This is a genomic window from Mycobacterium sp. NGS59, assembly GCF_059812345.1.
In genome coordinates this window covers 1-23,734 of the sequence record NZ_JCALCN010000037.1, presented here as the reverse complement: position 1 = coordinate 23,734, position 23,734 = coordinate 1, and the positions used below count along the sequence as shown (strand labels likewise).

Sequence of the window (23,734 nt, the reverse complement as noted above, 5' to 3'; positions counted from 1 at the left end):
CTGGATCTCTAGCGACCCGCGCATTGCTCTTCTGTTGTCACACACGCGAGATCAACAGGGACGACAGCGGCCGGAACGGCTGCAACCAAGCCCCCTGCTCAGGTAGCGAATCCAGGCCGATCCGCGGCAGTGGCTCCCGGAAAACACCCGCGATGTCCTCCAGGTCGACGAACTCCAAGCTATCCGACGCTAACGCCCAACTGGCGTGTTCGCGAAATCCAAGCACTTGAACAGGAGTTCCGCCACGGGCCACCGCCTCGAGCGGCTGGCGGAAGGCCTGACCGTCGGCGGAGGCCACCACCAGCGCCGCCAGCCCCTCCCGGTAGCGCAGGTCGATGTGCTCGAGCATGTCGCGGTCGACGTCGCTGTCCTCGTCGATCTTGGGCTTGGCGAAGACGGCGAAGCCGACGTTGCGCAGCGCGTCCACCCACGGCCGGACCACTTCGGCGCTGCCCGGGGCGATGTTGGTGAAGACGGTGGCCTCGGGCTCGATCCGGGCATCGGAGCCGTCGGACGATCGCGCACTGACCTCGGCGGTGCGGCCCAGCAGCCAGCGGCCCAGCGCGTCGAACCGGGGCCGTTCCAGCCCGGTCGGCCGGCGGCCCAGGATCGAACCCAGACCCATGTCCAGGTTGGGCGCGTCCCAGACCAGCAGGACCCGCTGCACGGGTTTCGCGAGCCCGGCGAGGCCGTCCTGCGCCAGGTCACCCGCGGCCAGCATCGGGCGGGCCATCGTCTCCGACGCCGGCGTCGTCACGTCTTCGGTGAGGCTCATGTGCTCATCTGATTTCGGGCTTCTTCCATACGAACTCACAGACGCTGCTGCCCGCTTCTTGAGCCTTCGTCTCGTACTTGGTGATGGGACGGACGATGGAGATGGGTAGGGATTCGGTGCCGGGATCGACGCGGACGAGGCCGGGTGGTCGCAGTGCGGCAATGTGCTCGGCGTAGCCGGGATGGTCGGTCGCGGCATGCAACACACCCCCGGGGAGTAGCCGGTCGGCGATCAGGGAAACCGTTCCCGGCTGAAGTAGCCGGCGCTTGTGGTGGCGTGCCTTGGGCCACGGGTCGGGAAAGAAGACCCGCACCCCGGTCAGCGATTCCGGCGCGATCAGATCTTTCAGCACGTCTATTCCGTTGCCGCGGATCAACCTGATGTTGTCGACGCCGGCGCTGTCGATACCGCACAGCAACTGGGCCAGGCCGCGGCGATAGATCTCCACCGCGATGACGTCGATGTCGGGCTCGGCTTGGGCCATGGCCAGCGTGGACGTCCCGCTGCCGCAACCGATTTCCAGCACCAGCGGCGCGTCCCGGCCGAACCAGGCGCGGGTGTCCAGCGGCTGCTCGGGCGGGGTGTCGGCCTGGCGGCCGAGTTCCGGCCAGCGACGTTCCCAGGTCTCGCGCTGCGCGTTGGACAAAGCCGAGCGCCGCGACCGGAAACTCGTGGCAGGCAGATAGCCCCAGGGCGTGTCGGGCCGTAACCCCACCCCGGGTTGCGCGTGCATTCGTCCATGGTGGCCCATGATCGGCGGATGTAGCCGCCTCTGGTCCAGATTGATACCCAACAGTTGTCTTCGGCTGGTATCGGGGAGACCTGGCTCGCGTGCCGGAGGCGGGGATGCCACCATTCGGTGGGATCGCTACGAGCCGGAACATGACGGGACAGGGGCATCAGATTTTCGCCGACGAGCTGACGCGCTTCGCCCAGCAGGCCGCTGACCAGCGGATCGAAGCGCTCGCCGAGCGCACCGCCGCGCCGCTGCGAGTGGCGGTGCGCGGACGTCGCGGGGTGGGCCGCGGCATGGTGGCACGGGCCCTGGACCGCGCCGGCGTGCGGGTGACGCCCCCGGGGGCCGCCGCGGATCTGCTCGTCCAGGTGGTCGCCGAGGTCGCCAAGCCCGAGGACATCCGCGGGCCGCGCCCGGCGCTGGCGTTGCTGAACAAGGCCGACGTGACCGGCCTGGCCGGGGACGGCCGGGTGGGGTCGCAGTGCGCCGGGCTGGCCGCCCGGATGGGGGTGCCCGTGCTGCCGATCAGCGGGCTGCTCGCCGTCGCGGCCCTCGACGATGCCGATGCGCAGTGCTGGGTCGATGCGCAGTGCTGGGCCGGCCTGCGGGCACTTGCCGCGCATCCGGACGGTTCGACGTGCCTCGACCGCTCCTTCGACGGGTTCCTGACGGCGCCGCTGCCGGTCCCGGTGGCGACGCGGGTGCGGTTGCTGCGCACGCTGGACCTGTTGGGCGTCGCGCTGGGCGTTGCGGCGTTGCGCCAGGGCGCCGGGCCCGCGCAGGTCCGGACGGTATGGCGGCGGGCCAGCGGCGTGGACGCGGTGATCGAACGGTTGGCCGTCGCCGGCGCCCAGGTGCGCTACCGCCGGGTGCGCGAGGCAGTCACCGAACTCGAGGCACTGGCCGTTTCCGACTCGGCCGTCGCCGAGTTCCTGTCCCGCGACGACACGGTGATCGCCCGGATGGCGGCGGCCCTCGACGCCGCCGCGGCCGACGGGCGGGGACCCGGTCCGGACGCGCCCCTGGCGCGCGCGGTGCACTGGCAGCGCCACGGCCGCACACCGCTCACCGAACTGCAGCGGGCCTGCGCGGCCGACATCACCCGGGGATCGCTTCGGCTGTTCTCGCGCGCCGGTGGCGCCGGATTTCGGGTGTCGCGGTGACCGGCGGGCGGCGGGACGACCCGGTGGCCCGGGTCGATGCTCTGGTGGCCTCGATCGGGCCGAGTCTGGATGCTCCGGCCGTCAATCGGCTGGACGTGGTGCTGGTGACCGGCCCGTGGCTGTCCGGAGTCACCGCGGTGGCCACCGCGCTGCGCGAACGGCTCGGGCAACACACCTTCGTCGAGGCTGCCGAGTTGGCACCCGGAGCGGCGCCCAAGGCGGTGGTGTTCGTGGTGTCGGGCGCGGCGCCGATGACCGAATCCGACTGCGCGCTGCTCGACGCCGCCGCCGAGAACACCGATGTGGTGGTGGCCGTGGTGAGCAAGATCGACGTGCATTACGGCTGGCGCGACGTGCTGGCCGCCAATGTCGCCAAGCTGGCCCGCCACGCGCCGCGCTACGACCGGGTGTCCTGGGTCGGCGCGGCCGCGGCGCCCGACGTGGGTGAGCCGCAGCTCGAAGAGCTGGTCGCCACCGTCCAGGGACAACTCGCCGACGTCGACGTGGCACGCCGGAATCGGTTGCGGGCGTGGGAATCTCGCCTGCAGAAGGTCGCGCAGCGCTTCGAGCGCGACGCCGACGGCGCCGGCCGGCGGGCCCGGGTGGACGCCCTGCGCGAGCAGCGCAGCGCCACGCTGCGGCAACGACGGGAGACGAAGTCGGAGCGCACGATCACCCTGCGCGGACAACTGCAGCAGGCCCGGGTCCAGTTGTCCTACCTGGCGCGCACCCGCAGCGCTTCGATACGTACCACCCTGCAGGAGGACATCGCCAACTCGCCGCGCCGGGCGATGGGCGGCCTGGAAGCGGACGTGCGCGGTCGATGCGACGAAGCGGTCGGCGAGATCGGAGCAGCCGTCGACGCCAACCTCGCCGAGATCGCGCAGGGGGCCGGCGTGCCGTTGGACCTCCCGCCGTTCGAGCCGCCCACGGTCCCGCTCCCGCCCGTCCAACTCAAGTCGCGCCGCTTGGAGACCCGGCTGATGATGGTTTTCGGCGTGGTGTTCGGACTCGGCGTGGCGTTGACGCTGAGCCGGCTGCTCGCCGGTCTGGCCGGCCATCTGCATCCGGCGTACCTGGTGGCCGGGACCGTCGCGTGCGGCGCGCTCGGCTTGGCGATGACCGTCTGGGTGGTGCACATCCGGACCCTGCTCGGCGACCGTGCCGCCCTGGACCGCTGGGCGGGGGAGGCCACGTCGTCGCTGCGGTCCGTCCTGGAGCAACTGGTGGCCAGCCGGGTGCTGGTCGGCGAGTCGCTGCTGAGCACCGCGGCGACCGCGCGCGACGAGATGGAGAACTCCCGGGTGAATGATCAGGTCAGCGTGATCGACACCGAACTTCGCGAACACGCACTGGCCGCGGCCCGGGCCGCCGCCGCCCGGGATCGGGAGATGCCGACCGTGCAGGCCGCGCTCGACGCGGTGCGTGCGGAAGTCGGCGATCCGGGTGCCCGATAACACGGTTTGCCGTAGGGCGAAATGCTTCTGAATCGGTCTTGTGAGCAGTCTTATACCCGCCCAGCACTTTCCCTACAAGTGAAGCGCGATAATCTGTATAAGAAAGCGTTAAGTGTGAGCCGAGCCGCGCTGGCAATACCATTACCGACCAGCACCACGCAGCAGAATTCAGGAGAGTTCGATGACCTCAGCAACCGTCCCCGGTCTGGATACCGCGCCCACTAAACACAAGGGGCTGCTGTCCTGGGTGGAGGAGGTTGCCGAGCTCACCCAGCCCGACCGGGTGGTGTTCACCGACGGTTCCGACGAGGAGTTCAAGCGGCTCTCCGAACAGCTGGTCGAGGCCGGCACCTTCACCCGGCTCAACCCGGACCGGCACCCCAACTCGTTCCTGGCGCTGTCGGACCCGTCCGACGTCGCCCGCGTGGAGTCGCGCACGTTCATCTGCTCGGAGCGCGAAGTCGACGCCGGCCCCACCAACAACTGGAAAGACCCCGCCGAGATGCGGTCCCTCATGAAGGACCTCTACCGCGGATGTATGCGTGGCCGCACCATGTACGTGGTGCCGTTCTGCATGGGCCCGCTCGGCGCCGAGGACCCCAAGCTGGGTGTGGAGATCACCGACTCCGAGTACGTCGTGGTGTCGATGCGCACCATGACCCGGATGGGCAAGGCCGCGCTGGACAAGATCGGCGACGACGGCTTCTTCGTCAAGGCGCTGCACTCGGTCGGTGCGCCCCTCGAGGACGGCGCGAAAGACGTGCCGTGGCCGTGCAACGAGACCAAATACATCACCCACTTCCCCGAGACCCGCGAGATCTGGAGCTACGGGTCGGGCTACGGCGGCAACGCGCTGCTGGGTAAGAAGTGCTACTCGCTGCGCATCGCTTCGGCGATGGCCCACGACGAGGGCTGGCTGGCCGAGCACATGCTGATCCTCAAGCTGATCTCGCCGGAGAACAAGGCGTACTACTTCGCCGCGGCGTTCCCGTCGGCCTGCGGCAAGACCAACCTGGCGATGCTGCAGCCCACCATCCCGGGCTGGCGCGCTGAGACCCTGGGTGACGACATCGCCTGGATGCGGTTCGGCAAGGACGGCCGCCTCTACGCCGTCAACCCGGAGTTCGGCTTCTTCGGGGTGGCGCCGGGCACCAACTGGGACTCCAACCCCAACGCGATGCGCACCATCGAGGGTGGCAACACGGTATTCACCAACGTGGCGCTGACCGACGACGGTGATGTCTGGTGGGAGGGCCTGGAAGGCGACCCGCAGCACCTGACCGACTGGAAGGGCCGCGACTGGACTCCGGAGTCCACCGAAAAGGCCGCCCACCCGAACTCCCGTTACTGCACCCCGATGTCACAGTGCCCGATCCTGGCCCCGGAATGGGACGACCCGCAGGGTGTGCCGATCTCGGGCATCCTGTTCGGCGGCCGCCGTAAGACCACGGTGCCGCTGGTCACCGAGGCGCGCGACTGGCAGCACGGCGTGTTCATCGGCGCGACCCTGGGCAGCGAGCAGACCGCCGCGGCCGAGGGCAAGGTTGGCGCGGTGCGTCGCGACCCGATGGCCATGCTGCCGTTCCTGGGCTACAACGTGGGCGATTACATGGGCCACTGGATCAACCTCGGCAAGAACGCCGACGAGTCCAAGTTGCCGAAGGTGTTCTTCGTCAACTGGTTCCGCCGCGGCGACGACGGCCGCTTCCTGTGGCCGGGCTTCGGTGAGAACAGCCGGGTGCTGAAGTGGATCGTGGACCGCATCGAGCACAAGGCCGGCGGCAAGACCACGCCGATCGGCACGGTTCCCGCTGTCGAGGACCTGGACCTGGATGGCCTGGACGTCGAGGCCGCCGATGTCTCCGCCGCGCTGGCCGTCAACACCGACGAATGGCGCGAGGAACTGCCGTTGATCGAGGAGTGGCTGGAGTTCATCGGCGAGAAGCTCCCGACGGGTGTGAAGGACGAGTTCGACGCGCTCAAGGAGCGGCTGCGCGAAGCCGACTAGCTTCCCGCGAGCAGACGCAAAATCGCCCAATTCCGCTGGAATTCGGGCGATTTTGCGTCTGCTCGGCAGGGAGCACGGTCAGGGTATGAGGTTTGCCAAATGAAAAGTTTCGTTAGGCCAAACTCATTGATGCGAGTCTCTGAACAGCAAAAATAAGGACACCCTGGTCAAGAAAATCGTAGCCTCGCTAAGTTGCCAGACGAGGGCGGGCGGGCTAGCCTCGCGGACATGACCTTGCTCGCCGACCGGCGTCGGAGCCGCCCTGCGGCGGCAAAGACGACGGCGGACACGCTGGTTCGGTCCCTGCTCACCACCCTGTTGTTCATCGCGCCGGCGCTGGTGATCCGGTTCATCGGGCTGCATCCCGACCCGGTCGTCGCGCTCGTCGTCTATGGCGCTGCGGTCGTTGCCGCGAGTTTCCTGCTGGCCTGGGGAGCCGAGGCGGCGCAGGTCGACGTGTCCGGTGGGCTGGCGGTCGCGGTTCTGGCTCTGATCGCGGTGTTGCCGGAATACGCCGTCGACCTCTACTACGCCTACACCGCCGGATCCCACGCTGAATACACGCAGTACGCGGCGGCGAACATGACCGGCTCCAACCGGTTGCTGATGGGGCTGGGCTGGCCGGTGGTGGTGCTGCTGGGCGTGTGGACGACCCGCAAGATCAGCGGACGGCAAGTGGTGGGGCTCAGGCTCGAGCGCGGCAACCGCGTCGAACTCGGCTTCCTGCTGATCGCGGGTGTCGTCGCGTTCGTAGTGCCCGCCACCGGTCGCATCCCGATCACCTTGGGTGTGGTGCTGCTGGCCTGGTTCGGGTTCTATCTCTACCGGCTCAGCCGCGGGGACGTCGAGGAACCGGAGCTCGTCGGAACGGCCGCGGCGCTGGCCGCGCTGCCGCGGCGGGCCCGTCGCAGCGGCGTGATCGCGATGTTCGTGTTCGCGGCGGTGGTGATCCTGGTGTGCGCGCAACCGTTCGCAGAGAGCCTGATCGGGGCCGGTACCCGGCTGGGAATCGATCGGTTCCTGCTGGTGCAGTGGCTGGCGCCGCTGGCCTCGGAAGCGCCGGAGTTCGTGATCGCGATCATTTTCGCCGCCCGCGGCAAGGGCACGGTGGCCATCGCCACGCTGATCTCGTCGAAGGTCAATCAGTGGACGCTGCTGGTCGGTTCGCTGCCGATCGCTCACCTCGCCGGGGGCGGCGGGACCGCGCTGGTGTTGGACGGCAGGCAGGTCGAGGAGATGCTGCTGACCGCCACTCAGACGCTGATGGGGGTGGCGCTGATCCTGGCGCTGCGTTTTCACCGGCACCTGGCCTGGGCGCTGCTCGCGCTGTTCCTCGTGCAGTTCCCGATCACCTCGACCGAGGGTCGGCTGGTGCTGAGCGGTGTCTACGCCGCGGCGGCCGTGGTGGGCCTGATCGTGCACCGGCGCCATCTGCTGCCGACGCTGCGAGCGCCGTTCGCCGCGTGAGGCTCGGGTCGTACAGTCGGCCCCATGCAGATTCGACCGCACGCGCAAACCCACCCCGAGAAACCGGCCGTCATCCTGCACCCGTCGGGCACGGTGGTGACGTTCGGCGACCTCGAGGCACGTGCCAACCGGCTGGCACACCTGTTCCGGCAAGCGGGCCTGCGCGAGGGCGACGCGGTCGCGATCCTGATGGAGAACAACGAGCATCTGCACGCGGTGATGTGGGCGGCGCGGCGCAGCGGCTTGTACTACGTGCCGATCAACACCCACCTGACCGCGCCCGAGGCGGCCTACATCGTCGACAACAGCAGCGCCAAGGCGATCGTCGGCTCGGGGGCGCTGCACGAGGTCTGCGCGGGGCTGGCCGACCACCTGCCCGGCGGACTGCCGGAACTGCTGCTGATCGCCGACGGTTCGCTGCCGGACTGGCAGCGCTATCCCGAATGTGTTGCCGACCAACCGGATTCCCCGATCGCCGACGAGATCGAAGGCGACCTGCTGCAGTACTCCTCGGGCACCACCGGCCGGCCCAAAGGGATCAAACGCGAATTGCCGCACGTGCCGCCATCGGAGGCGCCGGGCATGATGTCGGCGCTGGTCGGGTTCTGGATGGACCCCGAGACGGTGTATCTGAGCCCGGCGCCGCTGTATCACACGGCGCCGTCGGTGTGGTCGATGACCGTGCAGGCCGCCGGCCTGACCACCGTGGTGATGGAGAAGTTCGACCCCGAGCAAACGCTGGCTGCCATCGAGCGGTACCGGGTGACGCACGGCCAGTTCGTGCCGGCGATGTTCGTCCGGATGCTCAAACTGCCGGAGCCCGTGCGTAATTCGTACGACCTGTCCAGCCTCAAGCGGGTGATGCACGCCGCCGCGCCGTGCCCGGTGGAGATCAAGAAGCAGATGATCGACTGGTGGGGGCCGATCGTCGACGAGTACTACGCGTCCTCGGAGGCGATCGGTTCGACGCTGATCACCGCCGAGGACTGGCTGGCCCATCCGGGTTCGGTCGGCAGGCCCATGACGGGCGCGTTGCACATCCTCGACGAGGACGGCAACGAACTGCCGCCCGGGCACGCCGGCGAGATCTACTTCGAGGGCGGGTACACCTTCGAATATCTCAACGACCCCGCCAAAACCGCCGGCTCACGGGACCAACACGGTTGGATGACCGTCGGCGACATCGGTTATCTCGACGACGAGGGCTATCTGTATCTGACCGACCGACGGCACCACATGATCATCTCCGGCGGGGTCAACATCTACCCGCAGGAGACCGAGAACCTCTTGGTGACTCACCCGAAGGTGCTGGACGCCGCGGTGTTCGGCGTTCCCGACGACGAGATGGGCCAACGGGTGATGGCCGCGGTGCAGACCGTCGACCCCGCCGACGCCACCGACGAGTTCGCCGAGGAACTCTCGAGCTGGCTTCGAGACCGGTTGTCCCACTTCAAATGTCCGCGAACGATCGCATTCGAGCAGGCGCTGCCGCGCACCGACACCGGCAAGCTGTACAAGAACGAACTGGTCGACAAGTACTCAGGCTGATCGATGATCCGGGTGATCGATCTGACCAGTGTGCCGGAGCGCGAAGCGCCGGTGCCGCCGGGCGTGATCGTCGCGCACGGCTCGGTGACCGACGAATTCTGGCTGCAGCAAGCAACTTTCACGCTGACCGAACAACCGTGCGCCGATCCGCGCACGGTCACCGTGGCGTCGATTGCCGACACCCTGACGCAGTTGACGCTGCGTTGCCGGCGTTGGCCGCACGCCAGCGCGGTGTGTGACGACGTACTGCGGTGCTTCGATCCGGCAGGTACGACGCTGGGCGGTGTGGTGACCGAGTCGCTGGCCTATTCGACACTGCAAGCCGGACCCGAATTCGCTCGCTGGCTTGCCGAACGCGGCCCCGCTCGGATGCCAGAACTCCCCGATCCGGTTGCGGCGCAACGCGACGGCGACACCCTGCGGATCGACTTCAACCGCCCGCAACGGCACAATGCCTTCTCCACCGACGCCCGCGCCGCGCTGCTCGAAGTGCTGGCGGTGGCGCAGCTGGATCCGTCGGTGGCCGGAATCGTGTTGGGCGGCAACGGACCGTCGTTCTGCAGCGGCGGTGATCTCGCCGAATTCGGCACCTTCGCCGACCCGGCCAGCGCTCACCTGGCCCGCACCCGGCACAGCCCGGCGTTGGTGCTCGACGAGCTGACCGGCCGGCTTGGGCGGGCCTGCCGCGCCGAGGTGCACGGTCAGGTGCTCGGCAGCGGACTGGAGATGGCCGCATTCTGCGGATGGGTTGCGGCCGAACCTGATTCGGTGTTCGGACTACCCGAACTGAGCCTGGGGCTGATTCCCGGCGCCGGCGGAACGGTGAGCGTCACCCGGCGCATCGGCCGTTGGCGCACCGCCTATCTGGTGCTATCCGGTCAGACGATTGACGCCGAAACCGCGCTGGCGTGGGGGTTGATCGACGCGATCAACGCTCAGTAGCCGTAGGTGGTGTACGTGGTGTGGATGCTGTGGTCGACCGATGAGATGGCCGCCGCAAAGACGAGGAACCACAAGAGAATGAAGATCAGATAGCTGGCGGCACCGGTGACCGCGCCGATGATCGCCCACTTCTTGGCGCTGGCCGCGGCGGCGTAGGCCTCGGCCTGCCGGCCTTGCGCCCACAGCCCGGACACCTTGGTGGAGTAGACGATCGAGACGATCCCGAACGGGATGCAGCACAGCACGGTGCTCAGCACCGCCCAGACCAGATAGTTGTCCGGCTGGGCCCCGTAGCCGGGCTGCCCGCCGAACTGGGGTTGCTGACCGGGCCAACCCGGGGAGGCGCCGTACGGATCTGACGGATAGCTCATGGCGATTGCCTTCCCTGGATGTCCGAAGTCAGGCAAATATACAGCACCACAGCGCGTTCGCCGGGCCTATCCGCCTCAAATTCCGCCCCGGGCAACGAGCTGCGCGGCGATGACGTTGCGCTGAATCTCGTTGGTCCCCTCACCCACGATCATCAACGGCGCGTCCCGGAAGTAGCGTTCCACGTCGTACTCGGTGGAATAGCCGTAACCGCCATGGATTCGCACCGCGTTCAACGCGATCTCCATCGCCACCTCCGAGGCGAACAGCTTGGCCATGCCGGCCTCCATGTCGCAGCGCTGCCCGCTGTCGTAACGTTCGGCGGCGTAACGGGTCAACTGGCGGGCGGCGGTGAGTTTGGTTGCCATGTCGGCCAAATAGTTGCCGACGGATTGATGCTTCCAGATCGGCTGACCGAAACTCTCCCGTTGCTGGGCGTAGGCGAGCGCATCCTCCAAGGCCGCGGTCGCCACACCCAGCGCACGGGCCGCCACCTGGATGCGACCTGTCTCGAGCCCCTTCATCATCTGCGAAAAGCCTTCGCCCGGAACGCCGCCCAGCACCGCGGAGGCCGGCAGCCGGAAGTCGTCGAAGGAAAGTTCGCACGACTCGACGCCCTTGTAACCCAATTTGGGTAGGTCCCGGGACACCGTCAGTCCCGGTCCGTGCTCGACCAGCAACACCGAGATGCCTTTGTGCCGCGGCGTTGCGCTGGGGTCGGTCTTGGCCAGCAGCGCGATCAACCCGGACCGGCGCGCATTGGAGATCCAGGTCTTGGCGCCGTTGACCACCAATTCCGTTGTGCCGTCGGGCAACGCGGTGGTGCTCATGTTCTGCAGGTCGGAACCACCGCCCGGCTCGGTCAGCGCCATGGTGGCCCGCAGCTCACCGGTTGCCATCGGCGGCAGGAACTTTCGTTTCTGCTCCGCGGTGCCGAACAGTGTGAGCAGCTTGGCGACCACGGTATGGCCGCCCATCGCGCCGGCCAGGCTCATCCAGCCGCGCGCCAACTCCTGGGTGACCTGCACATAACACGGCATCGACACCGGCGAGCCGCCGTACTCCTCGTCGATCGCCAGACCGTAGATGCCGATGCGTTTCATCTGCTCGATCCACGCCTCCGGATAGGTGTTGGCGTGTTCGACCTCACGCACCGTGGGTTTCACGTCGCGGTCGACGAAAGCGCGCACGGTGGCGACCAGCATGGCTTCTTCGTCGTCCAGGTCAGCGCCCAGGTCGTTGGATTCCCGGCTCATCACTACCGCCCTCCCGCGTGCACATTCGGTTTCCCAGCCTGCCAGCATGGGGCTTTGTGACTTACGGGTATGCGGGCATCCGGGCGGGCGGGGCCTACTTCGACGACCTCTCGGTGGGCCAGGTGTTCGACTGGGCGCCTTCGGTGACGCTGACGGCCGGGCTGGCGGGCGCCCATCAGGCGATCGTGGGGGACCGGCTGCGGCTCTCGCTGGACAGCTCGCTGTGCACCGCGGTGACCGGCGCACCGGCCGCACTGGCGCACCCGGGCCTGGTGTGCAACGTGGCGATCGGCCAGTCGACGCTGGCGACCCAGCGCGTCAAAGCCAACCTGTTCTACCGCGGGCTGACGTTCCACCGTTTCCCGGTGATCGGCGACACCATCTACACCCGCACCGAGGTGGTCGGGTTGCGCGCCAACGCCGCCAAGCCCGGCCGGGCCCCCACCGGTCTGGCGGCGCTGCGGATGACCACCATCGACCAGGCCGACCAGTTGGTTCTGGACTTCTACCGCTGCGCGATGCTGCCGGCCGGCCCGGACTGGCAGGGCACCGACCGGGCCGACGACCTGTCTGCCATCGGCGCCGACGCGGTGCTCCCGGTGGCCGCGCCCACCGAGGATTGGGACGGCGAGGCCTTCCGGCGGCGCGTACCGGGACCGCATTTCGACCCCGCGTTGGCGGGTGCGGTACTGCACAGCACCGCCGACGTGGTGACAAGCGCGCCCGAGTTGGCCCGCCTGACGCTCAATGTCGCTGCGGTACACCATGATTCGCGGGTCGGCGGGCAGCGGCTGGTCTACGGCGGGCACACCATCGCGTTGGCGTTCGCGCAGGCCAACCGGTTGCTGCCGAACCTGGCGACGGTGCTGGGCTGGGAGTCCTGTGACCACACCGGGCCGGTGTGGGAGGGGGACACGCTCTACAGCGAGCTGCACGTCGAATCCGCCGAGCCGAGGCCCAATGGCGGCGTGCTGGGGTTGCGGTCGCTGGTCTACGCCGTCGCCGGCTCGGGGGAGCAGGACCGGCAGGTACTGGATTGGCGTTGGCGCGCACTGCAGTTCTGACTGGATAGCAGGCCGACCGCCAAGCCACGCTGCTGGACCCGGCGGTCGGCCTGCTCGTCTATCAGGTGCCGGCCTTGCCCGCGGTGCCGTTGCCGCCCTTGCCGCCCGCGACGCCGGCGATCCCGGTGCCCGTCGCGGCGCCACCAGTCCCGCCGTTGCCGCCGGTGCCGGCGGCGCCGCCATTGCCGACGCTGCCCTTACCGCCCGCGGTGCCGCCCGACCCGCCGCTACCGGCGTTGCCGCCGTCGCCGCCGCTGCCGCCGTTGGGGCCCGTGCCGCCGTTGCCGCCGTTGCCGTTGACGCCGCCACCGCTGCCGCCCGCGCCGCCGGTGCCGACCGCGCTGCCGCCCGCACCACCGGTGCCGCCGTTGCCGCCCTTACCGCCGGTGCCGCCCGCCCCGGCGCTGCCGCCGGTTCCGCCTGCTGCGCCGGCGCCGCCCTTGCCACCGGTGCCGCCGTCGCCGCCCTTACCGCCGTCGGGGACGGCGGCGGTTCCCTGCGCACCGGCCCCGCCGGCACCCGGCGTGCCGCCGCCACCGCCGCTGCCGCCGTTGCCGCCCAGACCGCCCGCGCCGGTGGTCCCGCCGCCGGCGCCGCCGGTGCCCGCGGCGCCACCGGCACCGCCGATCCCGCCGTCGCCACCCTTGCCGCCGGCACCGGCGTTGACGTTGATGTCACCGGTCGCCCCGGCGCCGCCCGCCCCGGCCTTGCCGCCGGTGCCGCCGTTACCGCCCTTGCCACCTGCGCCGTCGGTGCCCGCGGTGCCCAGGGTGACCGATCCGGCCTTGCCGCCTGCGCCGCCGTTGCCCCCGGCGCCGCCGCTGGCGCCGTTGCCGCCGTTGGTGCCGGCGCCGTTGTTCACGCCCACCGTGCCGGTGGTGCCGTTGACACCGGCGCCACCGGTGCCGCCGTTGGCGCCGTTTCCGCCGGTACCGCCATTGCCGGCGTTGCCGGAGATCGAACCGCCGTTGCCGCCGTCACCGCCGATGCCGCCCGACCTGCCGTTGCCGCCGACAAGGCCCGTCCCGCCGGTCGCGCCGACGAAGCCGTTGCCGCCGGCACCGCCGTGACCGCCGTTGCCGTAGGTGCCGCCGTTACCGCCGTTACCGCCGTTGCCGCCACTGGCCCCCGCCGTGCTGGTCTGGGTGAACCCGGCGCCACCAGCGCCGCCGTTGCCGACCGCGCCGACCGGCGCCGCGCCGTTGGCGCCGTTGCTGCCGGTGCTGCCGGTGCCACCGCTGTTGGTGCCGCCGGTGCCGCCCTTGCCCACGATGGCGTTGCCGCCGTCGCCGCCCTTGCCGCCGTGCGGGTTGGTGGCCGTGCCGGCCGCGCCCGCGCCGCCGTCACCCGGGGTGCCGGCCTTGCCGCCGTTGCCGGCGTTGCCGCCGTTGCCGTCGGCCCCGGCGATCCCGCCCGGCGCACTGCCGCCGAGACCGGCGTTGCCGCCGTTGCCGCCGTTGCCACCGGTGCCGCCGTTGCCGCCGTTCTGTCCGGCCCCGTTGTTGGTTCCGGCCACTCCGGCCGCACCGTTCACGCCGGCCCCGCCGTCGCCGCCGGTGGCGCCGGTGCCGCCGTTGCCGCCTTTGCCGCCGTTGCCGGAGACCGAGCCGCCGGCGCCGCCCTTGCCGCCGTGACCTCCGGCCCCGCCGTGCATGCCGTCGGTGCCGCTGGCGCCGGCCCCGGATCCGGCGTTGCCCGCCGTGCCGGCCGAACCGTTGCCGCCGTTGCCGCCGGCCCCGCCGTTGCCGTGGCTGCCGGCGTTGCCGCCGGCTCCGCCGTTGCCGCCCGCGGTGCCCGGGTTGGCGGCGGTCTGGCTGTAGCCGTTGCCGCCGCTGCCGCCGTTGCCGACCGCACCGCCGGCGATGGCGCCATTGGTACCCGGCGTGCCGGGCTGGGTGCCGGAGGTGCCTGCGGTGCCACCCTTGCCTGCGGTCTCGTTGCCACCGTTGCCGCCGACGCCGCCGTCGGGGTTGGTCACGGTGCCGTTCGCGCCGTTGCCGCCGTCGCCCGGGGTGCCGGCCTTGCCGCCGTTGCCGCCGTTGCCGCCGATTCCGTCGATACCGTCCAGACCCTTACCGGGGGTGGCCTTGCCGCCGACGCCGCCGTTGCCGCCGTTGCCGCCGGCGCCGCCGGCGCCGCCGTTGCCGCCGTTCTCGCCGCCGCCGACGCCGGTGCCGTACTGGTCGACGTCCGCGACCCCGTTGAGCCCGGACTTGCCGTTGCCGCCGGCGCTGCCGTTGGCGCCGTTACCGCCGGCGCCGCCCTTGCCGCCGTCACCGGAGATCGAGCCGCCCTGGCCGCCTGCGCCGCCGTTACCGCCGTTGCCGCCGGCGCGACCGTCGACACCGGAGTCGCCGGGGCTGGTGGCGTTGGCGCCGGCGATGTTGTCGACGCCGTTGCCGCCGGCGCCGCCGTTCCCGCCGTTGCCGATGGTGCCGGCGTTACCGCCGTTGCCGCCGTTGCCGCCGCTGGAGCCCTTGGTCAGCGGGTTGTAGCCCGCCCCGCCCTGGCCGCCGTTGCCGGCCGGGCCGACCACCGACGCGCCGTCGGTGCCGGCGGTGCCGCTGGTCAGGCCGACGCCCGCGGCGCCGCCCTTGCCGGCGATGCCGGCGTCGCCACCGTCGCCACCGTTGCCGCCGTTGGGGTTGGTGACGGTGCCGTTGGCGCCGGCGCCGCCGTTGCCCGGGGTACCGGCCTTGCCGCCGTTGGCGCCGTTGCCGCCGTTGCCGTCGATGCCCTTGGTGCCGGTGCCGAGCAGGTTGCCGGCCTTGCCGCCGTTGCCGCCGGCACCGCCGTCGCCGCCGTTGCCGCCGTCGCCACCGCCACCGCCGGCGCCGTTGTTGACTCCCTGCAGACCGGCCTTGCCCTGCACGCCGTTGCCGCCCTTGCCGCCGGTCGCGCCGTTGCCGCCGTTGCCGCCGTTGCCGGAGTTGCCGGAGATCGAGCCGCTGTCGCCGCCGTTGCCGCCCAGGCCGCCGGAGCCGCCGGTCTGGCCGCTGGTGCCGCTCTGGCCGAGCGCCGTGCCGTTCACGCCCGCGGTGCCCGCGGTCCCGTTGCCGCCGTTGCCGCCGTTGCCGCCATTGCCGATCTGGCCCGCGGCGCCGCCGTTACCGCCATTGCCGCCGTTGGTTCCCGGCGTGGTCGGGTTGAAGCCGTTACCGCCGTTGCCGCCGTTGCCGCCGGTCCCGACGGGCACGCCGCCGGCCTTGCCGTCGGCGCCGGTAGTGGACCCGGTGCCGCCGGCGCCGAGACCCCCCGCGGCACCGAGCACGCCGCCGTCACCGCCGTGGCCGCCATTGGGGTTGCCGGCCGTGCCGTCGGCGCCGTTGCCGCCGTTGCCGCCGATGCCCTGGTTGCCGCCGTTGCCGCCGACGCCACCGGCACCTTGGCTGTAACCGGGGACGCTGGGCGCTCCGCCGGCGCCACCCTTGCCGCCTCCGGCGCCGTTGCCGCCGGTACCGCCGTCGCCGCCGTCGCCGCCGTTGATGCCGCCGGCGCCGTTGCCGCCGGTACCGCCGTCGCCGCCGTTGCCACCGGCGCCACCGACTCCGCCGTCACCGGCGATCGTGCCGCCCTTGCCGCCGGTACCGCCGTCGCCGCCGGCGCTGGCGTTGCCGCCGCTGCTGCCGTTGGCGCCGGGCGCGGCACCGTTTGCGCCGGTCGAACCCTTGGCCCCGTTGCCGCCCTTGCCGCCGGCGCCGCCCTCGCCGTACTGCCCGGCGTTGCCGCCGACCCCGCCGTTGCCGCCGGCCTTGGTCGGGTCGTCGGAGTTCCAGCCGGCACCGCCCACGCCGCCGTCGCCGGCCAGGTCGGTCGGGATGCTGCCGCTGCTGCCGTTGGCGCCCGGCGTCGAACCGGTGCCGCCGGTGCCGCCGCTGCCGCCCGCCCCGGGGTTGGCGCCGTTGCCGCCGGCCCCACCGTTCGGGTTGGCCTTGGTGCCGGCCGCGCCGGTGCCGCCGACGCCGCTCACCCCGCCGTTGCCGCCGTCGCCGGCGTTGCCACCGGTGCCGACGGTGCCGTTGGTGACCAAGCCGGCGGCGCCGCCGTTGGCGCCCTTGCCGCCGGTGCCGCCGTTGCCGGCGTTGCCACCCTTGCCGCCGTTGACGCTGAAGTCGCCGGTGCCGCCCTTGCCGCCGACGCCGCCGGCTCCACCGTCACCGCCGTTGCCGCCGTTGCCGCTGTTGCCCTGGATCGTGCCGCCGTTGCCGCCCTTGCCCGCGGCGCCGCCGGTGCCGCCGGTGCCGCCGACGCCGCCGTCCTGGCCCGGGCCGCCGGTGCTGCCGGTCACGCCGGTGCCGCCGGTGTAGCCGTCGCCGCCGTTACCGCCGTTGCCGTACGCGCCGGCGTTGCCGCCGTTGCCGCCGGCGTAGCCGGTCTGGCCGGCGCCGGGGACGCCGAACGCGTCGCCGCCGTCACCGCCGTGACCGGTCGCCGTGGTGGGCGTGGTGCCGGGCGTCCCGTTGGTGCCCGACCCGCCCGGCCCGTTCCCGGCGGTGCCGTTGGTGCCACCGGCACCGGGGTTGCTGCCCTGGCCGCCGTCGCCGCCGCCGAGGAAGCCGTCGCCACCCTTGCCGCCGGCCGCTCCCAGACCGCCGTTGCCGCCGTTGCCGCCGTTGCCGCCGAGGCCCGCGGCGGTGTTCGCGCCGTTGCCGCCGGTGCCGCCGGCCGAGCCGTTGCCGGCGTTGCCACCCGCGCCGCCGTGGCCGTTGAGGGCACCGCTCTTGCCGCCGTCACCGCCGGCCCCGCCATTGCCACCGGCTTTGCCGTCGGTGCCGTTCGGGTCGGTGCTGGTGCCGTTGGTGCCGTTCTGCCCGGTCGCGCCTTGGCCGCCGTTACCGCCGGCGCCGCCGTCGCCGTACAGGCCGCCGTCACCGCCGGCGCCACCCTTGCCGCCGTTGGCACCCGGGACGGTGGCGTTGTAGCCGTCACCGCCCTGGCCGCCGTTACCGCCGACGTTGACCGGGGTGGAGCCGTTGGCCCCGTTGCTGCCCTTGGCCCCGGTGCCGGTGCCGCTGCCGTTGGCGCCGCCGCTGCCGCCGGCGCCGCCGGCCGACCCGCTGCCCGGGTCGCCGCCCTTGCCGCCCTTGCCGCCGTCGGGGTTGGCAGCGGTACCGGCGGCGCCGTCGCCACCGTTGCCCTGGGTTCCGCCGTTACCGCCGTTACCGGCGTTGCCACCGGCCGCGCCGGCGCCCGCGACGCCCTTGGTCGCCGTGCCACCCGCGCCGCCGGCGCCGCCTGCGCCGCCGGTACCGCCGGTGCCGCCGTCGCCGCCGTTCTGTCCGCCGCCGACGCCGGTGCCGTAGTAGTCCTTGTTCGGGACGCCGTCGTCGCCGTTGGTGCCGTTACCGCCGTTGCCGCCGCTGCCGGCGTTGCCGCCCTTGCCACCGGCGCCGCCGTCACCGATGGTCGTGCCGCCGGCGCCGCCGGCTCCACCCTGGCCGCCGGCGCCGCCGTTGCCGCCGTTGCTGCCGTCGGAGCCGGTGTTGCCGTTGTTGACGCCATTGGCTCCGTTGGAGCCGGCACCGCCGGCGCCGCCGTTGCCGCCGTTGCCGTTGGTGCCGCCGCTGCCGCCCTTACCGCCGGCACCGCCGGCCAGGCCGTTGCCGTTGGCGTCGGTGGCGTTGGGCGCCCAGCTGTGGCCGACGCCGCCGTTGCCGCCGTTGCCGGACGGGCCGATGAAGCTGGCGCCGGCCTTGCCGTTCAGGCCGCTCGCGTCGCCGGCACCGTCCACGCCGCCGATGCCCCCGGCACCCGCCTTGCCGACATTGCCCGCGTTGCCGCCGTCGCCGCCGGCGGTGGCGCCGGAGATGCCGGCCGCGCCGTTCCCACCGCTGCCCGAACCACCCGCGGCACCGCCGTTACCCGCATTGCCGCCGTCACCGATGACGCCCTTGACACCGAACGGACCCGCGTTTCCGCCCGCGCCGCCGGCACCGCCGCCGCCGCCGACACCACCGTCGCCGCCGTTGCCACCGTGCTGGCCGGCGCCGACGCCGTTGCCGTACTCGTCGACGCCGGACACGCCGTCGCCGCCGCCGTGGCCCAGGCCGCCCTTGCCGCCGTCGGCCCCGGCGCCGCCCTTGCCGCCGGACCCGCCGTCGCCCAGCTGGCTGCCGGCGTCACCACCGGCGCCGCCCTTGCCGCCGGTACCACCGGCCTGGCCGGTGCCGCCGTTATCGCCGTCGCTGACGCCGTTCTGGCCGACCGCGCCCGCCACACCGTTGCCGCCGGCGCCGCCGTTGCCGCCGCTGCCGTAGTTGCCGCCCTTGCCACCGGCGCCGCCGTCACCACCGTTGGCGCCGGTAGCGGTCGAGGTGAACCCGGCTCCGCCGTCGCCGCCGTTGCCGACCGGGGTGATGGGCAGGGCGCCGTCGACGCCGTACTTGCCGAAGCCGACGCCGTTGCCGTTGCTGCCGCCCTCGCCGCCGGCGCCCACGCCACCGGCGTTACCGCCGTTACCGCCGGCCCCACCGGTGGGGTTGGTGGAGGTGCCGGCCGCGCCCGCGCCGCCGTCACCCGGAGTGCCCGAGTCGCCACCGTTACCGGCGTTGCCGCCGGCACCGGAGGTACCCGCGATGCCCTTGGTCGAGTTGCCGCCGAGGCCGCCGTTGCCGCCGCTGCCACCCTTGGCGCCGCTGCCGGCGTTCCCACCGTTCTGACCGGCGCCGATGCCGTTGCCGTACTTGTCCTGCCCGGCCACACCGGCGTTGCCGTTCTGGCCGTCGCCACCATCGCCGCCGTCGGCGCCGTTACCGCCGGCACCGCCGGCGCCACCGTTGCCGGCATTCACACCGGCCTTGCCGCCGCGGCCGCCGTCACCGCCGGACCCGCCGACCTGCGCGTTGCCGCCGTCGCCGCCGGCTTTGCTCGCGTCGACGCCGTCGTTGCCGGCCACGCCGTTGCCGCCCTTACCGCCGGCGCCGCCGTTGCCGTAGTTGCCGCCGTCGCCGCCGGCGCCACCGTCGCCGCCGCTGGCGCCCGCAGCCTGCGGGCTGAACCCGCTACCGCCGCTACCGCCGTTGCCGACGATGCCGGTGATCCCCGCACCGTTGGCGCCACTTGCCGCCGTGCCGCCGCCGCCGTTGGTGCCGCCGGCGCCGCCCTTGCCGATGGCGCCGGCGTTGCCGCCGTTACCGCCGTTGCCGCCGTTGACGTTGGTGCTGGTGCCTGCCGCGCCGTTGCCGCCGTTGCCGGGTGTGCCGGCGTTGCCGCCCTTGCCGCCGATGCCGCCGGTGCCGTTGGTGCCCGCGCTGGCGCCGGAGCCGCCAGCCGCGCCGCCCGTGCCGCCCGCGCCACCGGCGCCACCGGTGCCGCCGTTGCCGCCGTCGCCGCCGGCCTGGCCGCCGCCGATGCCGTTGTTGTAGTTGTTCGCGTCGCTGACGCCGTTGGCGCCGGTGAAGCCGGTACCACCGTTGCCTGCCGCGCCGCCGGTGCCACCGTTGCTGGCGTTGCCGCCGCCGCCGTTGGTGCCGGCGGTGCCGCCGGTGCCGGAACCGGCCGCGCCGCCGGTGCCGCCCTTGCCGCCGTTGCCGCCCTTGCCGCCGGCACCACCTTCGCCGCCGGCGTAACCGGCGCCGTTGTTGGTGTTCGAGGTGCCGTTGGCGCCGGCCGCGCCGCTGCCGCCATTGCCGGCGGTGCCGGCGTTGCCACCCTTGCCGGCGTTGCCGCCGCTGCCCGCGGTGCCCGCGGCAGCGCCTCCGTTGGCCACTCCCGCGGCGCCGCCGGCGCCGCCGCTGCCGCCAGCGCCGCCGCTGCCCGCGTTACCACCGGCGGTTCCGGCGCCGCCGACCCCGGCGGTGGCGACTCCGTTGCTGCCGTCTATGCCGCTACCGCCGTTGCCGCCGGTGCCACCCGTACCGCCTGCGCCGCCGTTGCCGCCTTTGAAGCCTGCGCCGAAGCCTTTGCCGCCAGCACCGCCGGCGCCGCCCGTTCCGCCGGCCGTGCCGTCGGCGCCGTGCGGGTTGAGGGCGTTGGTCCCGTTGCTGCCGATCGTGCCGGCCAGGCCGGCGCCGCCGTTGCCGCCGTTGCCGCCGCTGGCACCGGTACCGGTTGCGCCCGTGCCACCGGCGGTGCCGCCGGTACCGCCGGTACCTGCGCTGCCCCCGGTGCCGCCCGAGCCGGCCGCGCCGGCGTTACCGCCGGCGCCACCCGCACCGCCGTCCGGGTTGCCCAGGGTGCCGGCCACGCCGTTGCCGCCGTTGCCGGCCGCACCGGAGTTACCGCCCTTGCCGCCGGCGCCACCGTTGCCGTTGGCCCCTGCGGTGCCGCCGGTGCCGCCGGTGCCCGCGGCACCGCCGTTGCCACCGGTTCCGCCGGCGCCGCCCTTGCCGCCTGCGCCGCCGTCGCCGCCTGCGGTGCCCGCGCCCGCGTTGACTCCGGTCTGTCCGGCAGCGCCGCTGACGCCGTTGCCGCCGGAACCGGCCAATCCGCCGGCGCCGCCGCTGCTGGCCGCGCCGCCGTTGCCGTTGGTTCCGGCGATCGCTCCGGCACCGCCGGCCGCGCCGCCGTTGCCGCCCTTGCCGCCGTTGCCGCCGGTACCGCCGGCGCCGCCGCCACCGCCGGTGTATCCAGCGCCGTTGTTGATCCCCGCGGTGCCGTTGGCGCCACTGGCGCCGACCCCGCCGGCCCCGGCGTTGCCCGCCGCGCCACCATTACCGGCCGCGCCGCCATTGCCCGCGGCGCCCTTGGTGATGCCGGCGGTGGCTGCGCCCGCGGCGCCGCCGTTGCCGCCCGCGCCGCCGTTGCCGCCGTGGCCGGCGTTGCCGCCGGCACCGCCCGCGTTGCCCGCACCCGCGGTCATCGTTCCGGTCGCGCCGTTGAGCCCCGAGCCGCCCTTGCCGCCGACGCCGCCCTGACCGCCGGCGCCGCCGGCGCCCGTGGTCGTACCGGTGCCGCTGGCGGTGCCGCCCTCGCCGCCGTTGCCGCCCTTGCCGCCGGCGGTTCCGTTGGTGCCGCTGTCACCGGGGTTGATTCCGTTGTCGCCGTTGGTGCCTGCTGCGCCGTTGCCGCCGGCGCCGCCGTCGCCGCCGTTGGCGCCCAGACCGTTGAGTCCGCCCTTGCCGGTGCCGGCGGGTCCGGTGCCCGCGGTGCCGCCGACCCCGACCGTGCCGGCGTTGCCGCCCTTGCCGCCCGCGCCGCCGTCGATGAACGTGCTGGTGCCCTCGGCGCCGCGGCCGCCGTCACCGGCGGTGCCGGCGTTACCGCCCTGGCCGCCGTCGCCACCGACACCGCTCAGACCCTTGCTGGCCCCGGCGCCCCCGGCGTTACCGCCGGTGCCCCCGGCACCACCGGCGCCGCCCTTACCGCCGGCGCCGCCGCTACCACCGGTGCCACCGGCCCCGGCGTTGGTGCCGGCCTGACCGATCGCGCCGTCGACCCCGGCCCCACCGGACCCGGCCGCCCCACCGGCACCACCGCTGCTGGCATTACCACCGTTGCCGTTGGCGCCGGCCACCCCGCCGGCACCGGCACCGGCCAGGCCAGCGACCCCACCGGCACCGCCGTTGGCGCCCTGACCGCCGGCGCCGCCGTCACCACCGGCAAACCCGGAGTCACCGCTGTTGATGCCGTGGTTGCCGGCCGCACCGATACCGCCCTTGCCCGCCGCACCGGCGTGACCACCGGCCCCGGCGTCCCCGCCGGACCCGGCCTTGGCCGCCGCGCCGCCGACCCCGCTGGCCCCGGCGTCACCGCCCTTACCGCCGGCCCCGCCTTCACCGCCGGCCCCGGCGTTGCCGCCGGCCTGCCCGGACTGTCCGTCTCCTGCGGTCGCCACGCCGTTGGCGCCGTCGCGGCCGCTGCCGCCGGCACCACCGACACCGCCCTTACCGCCGGCCCCGCCGTCACCACCGACGGTGCCCGTCCCGCTGGCCGAGCCACCAGCACCACCAGCGCCACCGGCCCCGCCCTTGGCTCCGGCCGTGCCATGCTCGCCGGAGTTCAGACCATCCTTGCCCGCCGCACCGGCCGCACCATGACCACCGGCACCACCATCACCACCATCAGCACCAACACCCGCGACACCGCCCGCGCCGGATCCTCCCGGACCGCTGCCGGCCTTGCCGCCGGCCCCGACGGCACCGGCGTCGCCGCCCTTGCCGCCCGCGCCGCCATCGACGTAAGTGCTGGTGCCGTCGGCGCCACGGCCGCCGTTGCCGGCGGCACCGGCGTTACCGCCCTTGCCGCCGTTGCCGCCCTGACCGTTCGTGCCGGCGTTCGCGCCCGGGCCCCCGGCTTGCCCGCCGGTGCCACCGGCGCCGCCGTCGCCGCCCTTGCCGCCGGCCCCGCCGTTGCCACCGGCGGTGCCCGCGCCCGCGTTCACCCCGGCCTGACCGACGGCGCCGTCGACCCCGGCACCGCCCGAGCCCGCCGCGCCGCCGGCGCCACCGTTGCTCGCGTTGCCACCGGTGCCGTTGGCACCGTTGCCGCCGCCGATTCCGGCACCGGCCGATCCGCCGACACCGCCCTTGCCGCCGTCGGCGCCGGCTCCACCTTTGCCGCCGTTGCCGCCGGCGTAGCCCGAATCACCGGCGTTCACGCCGCTGCGGCCGTCTGCTCCGGCTCCACCGGCCCCGGCGGTGCCCGCCGCGCCGCCGTTTCCGGCCGCGCCACCACTGCCGGAGTTGCCGGCCACCGCACCACCGGTGCCGCCACCGGCGTCACCGCCGGTCCCGCCGTTTCCGCCGGCGCCACCGGCTCCGGCGTTACCGCCCGCCTGCCCGGCCTCGCCGGCGCCCAGCGTCGCCTTTCCATCAGCTCCGGCGATGCCGGAGCCGCCCTTGCCGCCGACGCCGCCCTGACCACCGGCGCCGCCGTTACCGCCCTTGGCGCCCACGCCGGTGCCCGTACCACCGGCACCGCCGGAGCCGCCGTTGCCGCCCCTGGTGCCGGCAGTGCCGTCGGCGCCCGCACCGATTCCGTTGTCGCCGTTGGTGCCTGCTGCGCCGTTG

The 23,734-nt window shown here is 73.3% G+C and carries 12 protein-coding genes; 7 read left to right on the top strand and 5 right to left on the bottom strand.

Annotation, left to right across the window (positions count from 1 at the left end; genetic code table 11):
- Positions 1-37: 37 nt before the first annotated feature.
- On the bottom strand, positions 38-775 hold the full coding sequence (locus tag AC5Y46_RS24540) for an NYN domain-containing protein (RefSeq protein WP_499993605.1): 738 nt from the start codon (positions 773-775) through the stop codon (positions 38-40).
- Positions 776-779: 4 nt separating this feature from the next.
- The gene (gene trmB / locus AC5Y46_RS24535; RefSeq protein ID WP_499993603.1) at positions 780-1,526 is read right to left on the bottom strand and encodes a tRNA (guanosine(46)-N7)-methyltransferase TrmB; all 747 of its coding nucleotides are present in this window, start codon (positions 1,524-1,526) and stop codon (positions 780-782) included.
- Between the two features lie 131 nt (positions 1,527-1,657).
- Between trmB and AC5Y46_RS24530 the strand changes: the two genes are divergently transcribed.
- The 6 genes from AC5Y46_RS24530 to AC5Y46_RS24505 all read left to right on the top strand — a co-directional run bounded on the left by AC5Y46_RS24530 (position 1,658) and on the right by AC5Y46_RS24505 (position 10,096).
- On the top strand, positions 1,658-2,674 hold the full coding sequence (locus AC5Y46_RS24530; RefSeq protein WP_499993601.1) for a hypothetical protein: 1,017 nt from the start codon (positions 1,658-1,660) through the stop codon (positions 2,672-2,674).
- The gene (locus tag AC5Y46_RS24525; RefSeq protein WP_499993600.1) at positions 2,671-4,131 is read left to right on the top strand and encodes a hypothetical protein; all 1,461 of its coding nucleotides are present in this window, start codon (positions 2,671-2,673) and stop codon (positions 4,129-4,131) included. The genes AC5Y46_RS24530 and AC5Y46_RS24525 overlap by 4 nt, the downstream gene beginning before the upstream one ends.
- A gap of 181 nt (positions 4,132-4,312) precedes the next feature.
- On the top strand, positions 4,313-6,139 hold the full coding sequence (locus tag AC5Y46_RS24520) for a phosphoenolpyruvate carboxykinase (GTP) (protein WP_499993598.1): 1,827 nt from the start codon (positions 4,313-4,315) through the stop codon (positions 6,137-6,139).
- Positions 6,140-6,367: 228 nt separating this feature from the next.
- On the top strand, positions 6,368-7,606 hold the full coding sequence (locus AC5Y46_RS24515; RefSeq protein WP_499993596.1) for a calcium:cation antiporter family protein: 1,239 nt from the start codon (positions 6,368-6,370) through the stop codon (positions 7,604-7,606).
- 24 nt (positions 7,607-7,630) lie between these two features.
- Positions 7,631-9,154 carry a fatty-acid--CoA ligase FadD4 gene (fadD4, locus tag AC5Y46_RS24510; protein WP_499993595.1) on the top strand — a complete coding sequence of 508 codons (1,524 nt, stop codon included), beginning with the start codon at positions 7,631-7,633 and terminating at the stop codon, positions 9,152-9,154.
- Positions 9,155-9,157: 3 nt separating this feature from the next.
- Positions 9,158-10,096: an enoyl-CoA hydratase/isomerase family protein gene (locus tag AC5Y46_RS24505; protein WP_499993593.1), complete on the top strand. Its 939-nt coding sequence runs from the start codon at positions 9,158-9,160 to the stop codon at positions 10,094-10,096.
- Here AC5Y46_RS24505 and AC5Y46_RS24500 read toward each other — a convergent pair.
- Both AC5Y46_RS24500 and AC5Y46_RS24495 read right to left on the bottom strand, forming a co-directional pair.
- Positions 10,090-10,467 carry a CD225/dispanin family protein gene (locus AC5Y46_RS24500; protein WP_499993592.1) on the bottom strand — a complete coding sequence of 126 codons (378 nt, stop codon included), beginning with the start codon at positions 10,465-10,467 and terminating at the stop codon, positions 10,090-10,092. The genes AC5Y46_RS24505 and AC5Y46_RS24500 overlap by 7 nt on opposite strands.
- A 75-nt stretch (positions 10,468-10,542) precedes the next feature.
- Entirely contained in the window at positions 10,543-11,721 is a 1,179-nt protein-coding gene (locus tag AC5Y46_RS24495; protein WP_499993590.1) for an acyl-CoA dehydrogenase family protein, read from the bottom strand.
- Between the two features lie 56 nt (positions 11,722-11,777).
- Between AC5Y46_RS24495 and AC5Y46_RS24490 the strand changes: the two genes are divergently transcribed.
- A complete protein-coding gene (locus tag AC5Y46_RS24490) occupies positions 11,778-12,785 on the top strand; it encodes a MaoC family dehydratase (protein WP_499993588.1) in 1,008 nt (335 codons plus the stop codon).
- Positions 12,786-12,846: 61 nt separating this feature from the next.
- Here AC5Y46_RS24490 and AC5Y46_RS24485 read toward each other — a convergent pair whose 3' ends face one another.
- On the bottom strand, positions 12,847-23,619 hold the full coding sequence (locus AC5Y46_RS24485) for a hypothetical protein (protein ID WP_499993587.1): 10,773 nt from the start codon (positions 23,617-23,619) through the stop codon (positions 12,847-12,849).
- Between the last annotated feature and the right edge of the window lie 115 nt (positions 23,620-23,734).

Coding starts and splice junctions, on each gene's coding strand:
- AC5Y46_RS24540 (WP_499993605.1), bottom strand. CDS start 775: ATGAGCCTCACCGAAGACGTGACGACGCCGGCGTCGGAGACGATGGCC.
- fadD4 (WP_499993595.1), top strand. CDS start 7,631: ATGCAGATTCGACCGCACGCGCAAACCCACCCCGAGAAACCGGCCGTC.
- AC5Y46_RS24500 (WP_499993592.1), bottom strand. CDS start 10,467: ATGAGCTATCCGTCAGATCCGTACGGCGCCTCCCCGGGTTGGCCCGGT.
- trmB (WP_499993603.1), bottom strand. CDS start 1,526: ATGGGCCACCATGGACGAATGCACGCGCAACCCGGGGTGGGGTTACGG.
- AC5Y46_RS24530 (WP_499993601.1), top strand. CDS start 1,658: ATGACGGGACAGGGGCATCAGATTTTCGCCGACGAGCTGACGCGCTTC.
- AC5Y46_RS24495 (WP_499993590.1), bottom strand. CDS start 11,721: ATGAGCCGGGAATCCAACGACCTGGGCGCTGACCTGGACGACGAAGAA.
- AC5Y46_RS24505 (WP_499993593.1), top strand. CDS start 9,158: ATGATCCGGGTGATCGATCTGACCAGTGTGCCGGAGCGCGAAGCGCCG.
- AC5Y46_RS24515 (WP_499993596.1), top strand. CDS start 6,368: ATGACCTTGCTCGCCGACCGGCGTCGGAGCCGCCCTGCGGCGGCAAAG.
- AC5Y46_RS24520 (WP_499993598.1), top strand. CDS start 4,313: ATGACCTCAGCAACCGTCCCCGGTCTGGATACCGCGCCCACTAAACAC.